The 8,834-nt window shown below is 32.2% G+C and carries 5 protein-coding genes; 1 reads left to right on the top strand and 4 read right to left on the bottom strand.

Annotation, left to right across the window (positions count from 1 at the left end; translation table 11 throughout):
• Positions 1–100 precede the first annotated feature (100 nt).
• Genes ACIQ06_RS15750 through ACIQ06_RS15735 form a run of 4 tightly spaced genes read right to left on the bottom strand, consistent with a single transcriptional unit; the run spans position 101 to position 4,627 of the window.
• Positions 101–1,102, bottom strand: a complete 1,002-nt coding sequence (locus tag ACIQ06_RS15750; RefSeq protein WP_396147880.1) for a proline iminopeptidase-family hydrolase — start codon at positions 1,100–1,102, stop codon at positions 101–103.
• A gap of 11 nt (positions 1,103–1,113) precedes the next feature.
• Positions 1,114–2,004, bottom strand: a complete 891-nt coding sequence (locus ACIQ06_RS15745) for a Ppx/GppA phosphatase family protein (RefSeq protein ID WP_396147879.1) — start codon at positions 2,002–2,004, stop codon at positions 1,114–1,116.
• Positions 2,005–2,024: 20 nt separating this feature from the next.
• On the bottom strand, positions 2,025–4,139 hold the full coding sequence (gene ppk1, locus ACIQ06_RS15740) for a polyphosphate kinase 1 (RefSeq protein ID WP_396147878.1): 2,115 nt from the start codon (positions 4,137–4,139) through the stop codon (positions 2,025–2,027).
• A 2-nt stretch (positions 4,140–4,141) separates the two neighbouring features.
• Positions 4,142–4,627, bottom strand: coding sequence for a SixA phosphatase family protein (locus ACIQ06_RS15735; protein WP_396147877.1), 486 nt, complete (start codon positions 4,625–4,627; stop codon positions 4,142–4,144).
• Between the two features lie 484 nt (positions 4,628–5,111).
• Here ACIQ06_RS15735 and ACIQ06_RS15730 point away from each other — a divergent pair.
• Positions 5,112–8,834, top strand: a 3,723-nt coding sequence (locus ACIQ06_RS15730; protein ID WP_396147876.1) for a DUF11 domain-containing protein, incomplete at its 3' end; no start/stop codon positions are given.

The following is an 8,834-nucleotide window of genomic DNA, read 5'->3' as shown; positions in this document are numbered from 1 at the left end:
AATCCTACTATAAGCGTTTTTTTATTCTCTAAAAAACGGTGCTAATCAAAATAAACGATGTTTTTCAGTGCCCTCGTAATTAGAAGCGTTTTTTTTTATTCTATTTCTTCAAAAACTCAATTAATCCTTTCATATACGTTTCTTGGTCGTCGTATAAACTCATATGACTTCCATTGGCGCAATATAAGTAAGTTCCTTTTGGGAATTGAGTTGCCATCCATTTCATATATTCTGGATCCATCGTATCATATTTTGCTCCTATTACTAATGTTGGAACTGTGATATTTTTCAATTCTTTAGAAACATCCCAATTGGTTAATTTTCCTGAAATCCCTAATTCGCTTGGACCTTGCATTGTAATGTAAAGTGACTGATTTAATCTTCTCATTGAGCGATTTACTGGCTCTGGCCATTCATTAACAGGTTTTCTTAAAATGTGCTTATTGTAGAAATTAGCCATTAATAATTCCATATACTTTGGATTGTTGTAGTCTTTCTTTGCTTCTAAATCTTTAATGGTTTTTAAGATTTCTGGATTCATTTGTTTGGCTAAAACTTTGGAATATTCACCATATTTAGGACAACTTGCCATCATATTGGAAACTATTAATCCTTTTAAATTGTCTTGATATTTTAGAGCATATTGCATTCCTAAAATTCCGCCCCAAGAATGACCTAATAAGTAGAAATTATCTTTGTTTAAATTTAATGCTACACGAACTTGTTCTACTTCTTCAACATATCTAGGCAAATCCCACATTGTTGTATCGTTTGGATTTTCAGAAAAACCAGTTCCTAATTGATCATAATAGATAAATTCAATTCCTTCTTTGGGAAGAAAACTTTCCATACACTCAAAATATTCATGCGACATTCCTGGACCGCCATTTAACAACAATAACTTGATTTTTGGATTGTTTCCGATGCGCTTTGTCCAAACATTGAACTTTCCTTTTGGAGTTTCGATGGTAACCATTTTGACGCCACCAACTTTAACTCCTTTTTCTTCAGAATTAAAATAAGAGCTCGATGAAGTTTCTTGCTTACAAGAAATTAAAAGTAAGACAGTTATAAATGCAAAAAGATATTTTAAGTTTTTCATACATTTAAATTTTATATTCTACCATAATACATTGCTTTTACAATTCCGTCTGAAAGTCCGATTTTTGGTACATATATTTGTCTAGCACCACTCCATTTCATTGCGTTAAGATAAATTTGTGTTGCAGGAATAATTACGTCGGCTCTATCTGTATTCAAACCTAATTCAGCTATTCTTTGTTCGTAAGTTAGTGAATTTAAGTATTGATATTGAGATGCTAAATAAACATAAGACAATGGTTTATCTTGATGTTTTTCAGATAATTTGTGAATTTTATTAATATTTCCACCAGAACCAATTAAAGTAATATTTTCATAAGGTTCGCAGTTGGTTTTAATCCATTTTTCGATTTCTATCCAAACGATTTCATTTACCATATTGTTCAGTAATCGTACCGTTCCGTTTTTAAATGATTTTGAATTAATCATTTTTCCATCAGAAAATAGTGAAAATTCTGTGCTTCCACCTCCAACATCTACATATAAGTAAGTTTTATCAGTAGCAAGAAAGCTATGCAAATCTGATGATGCAATAATTGCTGCTTCAACTCTTCCGTCAATAATATCAATTTCAACATCTGATTTATTCTTAATAATCTCAACAACTTCTTTACCATTGTATGCCTCTCGCATTGCAGATGTAGCGCAAGCTTTGTACTTTTCTACTTTATAAACTTTCATTAAAAGTCGAAAAGCTTCCATAGCATCAACCATTCTATCAATATTTTCATTGGTAATTTCACCAACAGTGAAAGCATCTTGTCCTAAACGAATTGGCACACGAATTAAAGCCGATTTATTGAATTGTGTTTCCTTTCCATCTTGTTCAACTATGTTGGTTATAAGCAATCTCATGGCATTAGACCCAATATCAATTGCTGCATATTTTTTTATTGAAATCATTTATTCTTTTGGGTTGTATTTTAAAAAATATTATTGTCTTCTTGCTGATTTTTATAGTAATTATAGGTTTCGTGTTGTGCTCGGAAAACAGACTCGCCATCTTTTCTAACTCGATATTTATTATCTAATTTTTCTGAGTGTAAACGTGCTTTTACGTTTCCTTTCCAACCCACTTCAAAGGTTTCTATTAATTGCTTTTTAATATCTTCTTGATATATTGGACACGTTACTTCAACTCGTCCGTCAAGATTTCTTGTCATAAAATCCGCCGAAGAAATAAATACTTCTGGGTTATCATTATTACCAAAAATAAAAACTCTTGAATGTTCAAGGAAATTATCAACGATACTTATTGCTTCTATATTTTCACTCATTCCTTTTACGCCAGGAATTAACGAACATATACCTCTAATTTGAAGTTTCATTTTCACTCCAGCATTACTTGCTTCATACAATTTATCAATCATTTGAAAATCTGACAAACTGTTCATTTTTAAATTAATGTAAGCTGGTTTTCCAACTTGAGCATTAAGAATTTCTCTATCAATTAATTTATTAAATTTTGAACGCGAATAATGAGGTGAAACTATTAAATGTTTGTACCTGTGTAATCTGTAATTGATGTCAAAAAACTCAAAGATTTTGGTTACATCTTTTAGAATTTGATTGTGGCTTGTAAACAAAGTTACATCGGTATAAAATTTAGCAGTAGTCTCATTGAAATTTCCAGTTGATATAAATCCGTAACGTTTTACTTTACCTTCTTCCAACCTATCAATAACACATATTTTACTATGTACTTTTAATCCTTTGATACCAAATATCAATTCAATTCCTTCTTGTTGCATTTGCTCTGCGTAGGAAATATTGTTGGCTTCATCAAATCGTGCTTGAAGTTCAATTTGAACCACAACACGCTTACCATTTTTAGCCGCATTTATCAAAGAGCTGATGATTTGTGAGTTTTTTGCTAATCGATATAAAGTAATTTTAATTGAAGTTACTTTCGGATCAAGAGCTGCTTCTCTCAAAAATTTAATTAAATAAGAATAGGATTGATAGGGTGCAAAAATTAAGTAATCTTTTTTGGCAATTCTATTTAGTATGCTTCCTTCAAGAGACAATCCTTCTACTGGTAATGGAAGTTTTTGTTGATATAATAAATCAAAACGCCCAAGATTTGGAAAATCCATATAATCACGACGATTGTGGTATCTTCCTCCAGGAATAATACTATCTGTAGATTCTATTCCCATTCTATCTAAGAAAAATGAAAGGGTATCTTTATCAATTTTTTTATCATAAACAAAACGAACTGGTTCACCAATTCTTCTATCTTTAACAGAAGTAGCTATTTTTTGTAACATACTCTTACTCATATCACTATCAATATCCAATTGAGCATCACGAGTAATTTTAATCATGTGTGCAGAAATGCTTTCGTATTCGAAAATATTAAAAATGCTACTTAAATTATAACGAATTACATCATCTAATAGCATTATGTATTGTTTTTCTCCAATTGCAGGAAGTACAACTATTCTATTGAATGTTTTAGGAATTTCAATGATTGCATAACGAACCTCTTTTTTAGGTTTTACAAGACCCAATACTTTAGCTTTTTCAGAAGTTTTCATTACAAGTTTTATGGCTAAATATCCCACAGTATCCTTAAGCAAAGGAAATTCTGCCAAATCATTTAAGATAATTGTAACCAGTTCTGGACTTACTTTTTGAATAAAAAAATCGTGAACAAAATTTTGATGCTCTTGACATAACTCATTTTCATTAACGATTATAATGTTTTGTTTCTCTAATTGTTTTTCGATTATTTCAAGGATTCTCAAGCTCTCTGATTGTTGCTTTATTACTATATCAGTAATATCCTTTACTAATTGTTGCGCAGTAATTCCGCCTAAAATTTTTTCACCAGTTTGACCAGAAAGACTTAATCTTCTAATTGCAGCAAAACGCACTCTAAAAAATTCGTCAAGATTATTTGAGAAAATACCCAAAAAACGAAGTCTATCCAGTAATGGGACTGTTTCATCTGCAGCTTCTTGCAAAACTCTTGCGTTAAAAGTAAGCCAACTCTTTTCTCTATCAATATATCGGAAATTATTCTCTGAACTCATAGTTAAATATCTCTTGGAAATATAATTTTATCTGTTTTACCTTTATTTATTTTATTCCAATCATCACCTTCGAAAATAATCGAAACATATCCTGATGTTGGTACATTATCAATAAAAATATCCCCAAATTTATTAACAAAATCTGTAATGGCACTATTATGTCCAAAAAGAATTAAGTTTTTATAAACATTTGGACAAGATTTAACAATTTTTTCAAATTGATTTAAATCGAAAGTATATAAATCATCTTTAAACTGAATTTGCATTTCGCTATTTTCATCCCAAATTGACAAAAATAGTTTTGCTGTTTGTTTAGTTCTTTCAGCCGAACTTACCCAAATTAAAGATTTATCGTTAAATAAATTCTTAGATTCTGTGGCTACTTTAATTGTTTTTTGAATTCCCTCTTCAATAATTGGTCTTTTAAAATCATTAATTGGATTATTCCAAGAAGATTTTGCGTGTCGAATTAAAGTCAATTTTTTCATTAAATTACTATTAGAGTTATTAACAATTCAATTTTTAAAATGTTTTTGTAAGATTTTACATTGTTTTTAATCGATAAAACGCCCTTTATCCGTGATTTTATGCATTTAATCGATTTTTTTCTTGTAAAATTAAAAAATGCTTTCTAATTTCGACAAAAATTTTAGGGTTGAAAAAAATGTTCTCATACAAAATAAAAAGCATACAAAGTTAATTAAAAAACAATAAAAAAAGTAGAATTTAAACTACGTTAAAAACGCCATAAACACAATGTATATAAGAGTTTACGCCAAAATAAAGAGTCACAAACAGCATTTAATCGAGTATTAATGTAATTCATAGATAAAATAGTTTTAATAGCAAGTTGATAACTATTTTTGGTCCGTGAAAAAATACGCCTCATTGTTAATAACTATATTTCAGTGATGTGTCCCAAACAAAAAAACAAATAAAAGCATGAAAAAATTTATGCAAAAAAGCAAGCTTATGAAAACAATAAACTACAAATCGTTTATCCTTTCATTATTATTAATTTTATTTTCAACATCTATTTTTGCTGAAGGTACACCAACTCTTTCTCCAAACGCTGCAAATATTACTGCAGTGTTGAGTGCGCCAGATTTACAAAGTGGATCCTACTTCAATTGTGGTGAGGATAATAGAATTTATTTTAATATCGCAAATGCAGGAACTGAAAGAATGTATTTTGGTTTTGATTGGAGAGGATATTCTGTTGGAGTACCTGGAAGATTAACAAATTTATATTACAGAATAAAAAACCCTAGTGGTACTGTAGTTTTGTCTGGTTTGTGGAATAGTACTTTAGGTTCTGCCGGAAGTATTGATACCCATGCCCAAGCTCTTGTTGGACCAAATATTGGAGGAGTAACAACTGGTTATAATCCATTAATATTTAACCCTGCTGTTGCTGGTGAGCACTGGATAGAATTTTACAGAAGTAACGATGGTGGAGTTACTCCATTACTAACTGGCGCAGATAGAGCAGTTGGTGCATTATTTGATATGACAGTAGCAACAACTGCTGGAGTAAAAAGAAATGGTCGTTTACACTCAGATAAATGGGGATTTGTTGCTGTAGATAGTAATTATGGAAATTTGGTAACGGCAAGTTCTGAACCAAATTTTTATGTTTATACTGCAGATCAGGTAGTTTTATTTGTAGATTTTCGCCCAGGTTTTCAACCAATTGCATATAACCTTGCTGTAAATAGTTATGGTGTAAATCCAGTTGGAGCATATACTACAACTAGAAAATCAATTAATACGCCTTTAATTCCAGCTTTAACAAATGGATATAAAGTCTTTCTAAATAATCCTGATGTTTCATTATATCCTATAGCATCTATTCCTGCTGCTCCTACCTTTTTAAATCCTTCCATTACAAATTGCGGACCTTATTTGATAAATTATAACATATCAAGAGCTGGTGACGTAAGATTAGTAATCGATTTAAATGGTGTTCCAGGTTATCAAGCTGCAAGTGCTGACGTAATACTAGAAGCTTATGGAGTAGCCGCAGGAAATAATACATTTTCATGGAATGGTTTAAATGGTTTTGGTGTTGTGGTTCCTGATGGGGCCCAAATGACATTAACACTTAATTATTTGGCTGGAAGGTTTAATTTACCAATGTATGACGCCGAACTTAATAAAAATGGATTTAATGTTCAATCTATTGCCCCGACAGCTATAGCTAACTCTCAAATGTATTGGGACGATAGCTCTTTAACAAATGTTGGAACAGATTGTTCAGATGGAAGTAACAATACAACTGGAGCTGGTTTAAATAATTCATTGAATGGTACTCCAAGTCCAACTAGAGCTTGGAGTGGAGATGGAAACTTTTTAAATGCTATTCCTGCTCCTGTAGTTGGAGCTAACGAAACTGATGGTGTTACCTGTAATGATTTTGGAAATGGGCGTTTATTAAATACTTGGGGTTGGGGTTTAACTAGTGCAAGTGTAAGTACTACTGTTTTTAAAGGATGTTCTGATTTAAAAGTTGTTAAAACTGTAAGTAATTCAACTCCAAATGTGGGTAGTAATGTAACTTTTACGATTACTGCTTCAAATCTTGGAATTAGTAATGATACAAATGTAGTTGTAAACGATGTTTTGCCTTCTGGATATACTCTTGTTAGTGCAACGCCTTCTGTTGGAACTTGGACAGCTCCAAACTGGACAATCGGAAACTTTGCTAATGGTGCAAATGCAACTTTAACTATAGTTGCTACCGTATTAAGTTCAGGAAATTATGCAAATACTGCATGTATTTCCGGTACTAATGCAGAAACAGCTCCAACAAACAATTGTTCTACAGTAACTCCTGTACCAGTTCCTATTGCAGATTTATCTGTTTTAAAAACTGCTAGTAATTTAGCTCCAAATGTTGGAAGCAATATTACTTTTACAATTACTGCTGCGAATAATGGACCAAATAATGCCACTGGTGTGATTGTTAATGATGCAATACCTTCTGGATATACAGTAGTTAGTGTTACACCTTCATCTGGATCTTGGACATCTCCTAACTGGACTATTGGCAATTTGGCGAATGGTTCTAATGCAACTTTAACTGTTGTTGCAACTGTTAGAGCAACAGGAACTTATGCTAATACTGCTACAGTTACTGGAAATCAAACAGATCCAAACTTAAGTAACAATACATCAACTGCTACACCAATTCCTGTTCCAGTTGCTGATTTGGCTGTTGTAAAAGTAGCAAGTAATATGGCTCCTATAATTGGAACAAATATTACTTTTACAATTACTGCTTCAAATAATGGACCAAGTAATGCGACTGGTGTAACATTAAATGATGTAATACCAAGTGGATATACATTAGTAAGTGCAACTCCATCTGTTGGAAGTTGGACTGCACCAAATTGGACAATAGGTAACTTAAATAATGGATCAAATGCAACATTAACAGTTGTAGCAAGAGTAAATTCTGCAGGTCCTTATGCAAATACTGCAACAATTTCTGGAAGTCAAACAGATCCAAATACATCTAATAATACTTCTACTTCTACTCCAGTACCAGTAAATGCAGTAATCGATGCTGTAAATGATAATGGGACAAGTATTAATGGAACCATTGGAGGAACTTCTTTAGCAAACGTATTATTGAATGATACCGTAAATAGTAGTCCTGCAACATTATCAAATGTTATTCTTACTCAAGTTAGCACTACTAATCCAGGTGTAACATTAAATACTTCAACTGGAGCCATAATTGTAGCTCCAGGTACACCTGCTGGTTCTTATACTTTAACATACCAAATATGTGAAGTACTTAATCCAACTAATTGTGATACTGCTATTGTTACTGTTCCTGTTAGACCTGGAGAAATATTAGCTAATGATGATGCTGGTACTTCTGTAAACGGATACACTGGTGGAACTTCATTTACTAACGTTCTTGTTAACGATACTTTAAATGGTGTTGCTGTATTGCCTTCTCAGGTAACTACTACTCAAATTGCTACAACTAATGGAGGAGTTTGGTTATCAGGTACTAATGTTGTGGTAAATCCAGGAACTCCTGCCGGAAATTATATTTTAACATATAAAATTTGCGAAATATTAAATCCAGGAAATTGTGATACTGCTACTGTTACAGTTCCAGTTACTGCTACTGTAATTAATGCCGTAAATGATGCTGGTACTTCTGTAAATGGTTACACTGGTGGAACTGCTTTCACTAATGTTCTTACTAACGATACTTTAAATGGTGTGGCTGTAGTGCCTTCTCAAGTTACTACTACTTTCGTGTCTTCAACTAATCCTGGTGTTACTTTATCAGGTACTAATGTTGTTGTTGCACCTGGTACACCTTCTGGTTCTTATACTTTAACTTACCAAATTTGTGAAGTACTTAATCCTTCTAATTGTGATACTGCTATTGTAACTGTTCCAGTTGGAGCAACTGCAATTGTAGCTAATGATGATGCTGGTACTTCTGTAAATGGATTTGTTGGTGGAACTGCTTTCACTAACGTTCTTACAAACGATACTTTAAATGGTGTGGCTGTAGTTCCTTCTCAGGTAACTACTACTTCCGTGTCTTCAACTAATCCTGGTGTTACTTTATCAGGTACTAATGTTGTGGTTGCGCCTGGTACACCTGCTGGTTCTTATACTTTAACTTACCAAATTTGTGAAGTACTTAATCCTTCTAATTGTGAT

The sequence above is a fragment of the Flavobacterium sp. genome (assembly GCF_044341265.1).
Taxonomy (GTDB): domain Bacteria; phylum Bacteroidota; class Bacteroidia; order Flavobacteriales; family Flavobacteriaceae; genus Flavobacterium.
Note: the sequence above shows the minus strand (reverse complement) of the source record. Positions and strands in the feature narration are given on the sequence as shown.

What these genes read in the sequence shown, in the direction of transcription:
- ACIQ06_RS15750 (WP_396147880.1), bottom strand. Translation starts at nt 1,102, where the DNA reads ATGAAAAACTTAAAATATCTTTTTGCATTTATAACTGTCTTACTTTTA.
- ACIQ06_RS15745 (WP_396147879.1), bottom strand. Translation starts at nt 2,004, where the DNA reads ATGATTTCAATAAAAAAATATGCAGCAATTGATATTGGGTCTAATGCC.
- ppk1 (WP_396147878.1), bottom strand. Translation starts at nt 4,139, where the DNA reads ATGAGTTCAGAGAATAATTTCCGATATATTGATAGAGAAAAGAGTTGG.
- ACIQ06_RS15735 (WP_396147877.1), bottom strand. Translation starts at nt 4,627, where the DNA reads ATGAAAAAATTGACTTTAATTCGACACGCAAAATCTTCTTGGAATAAT.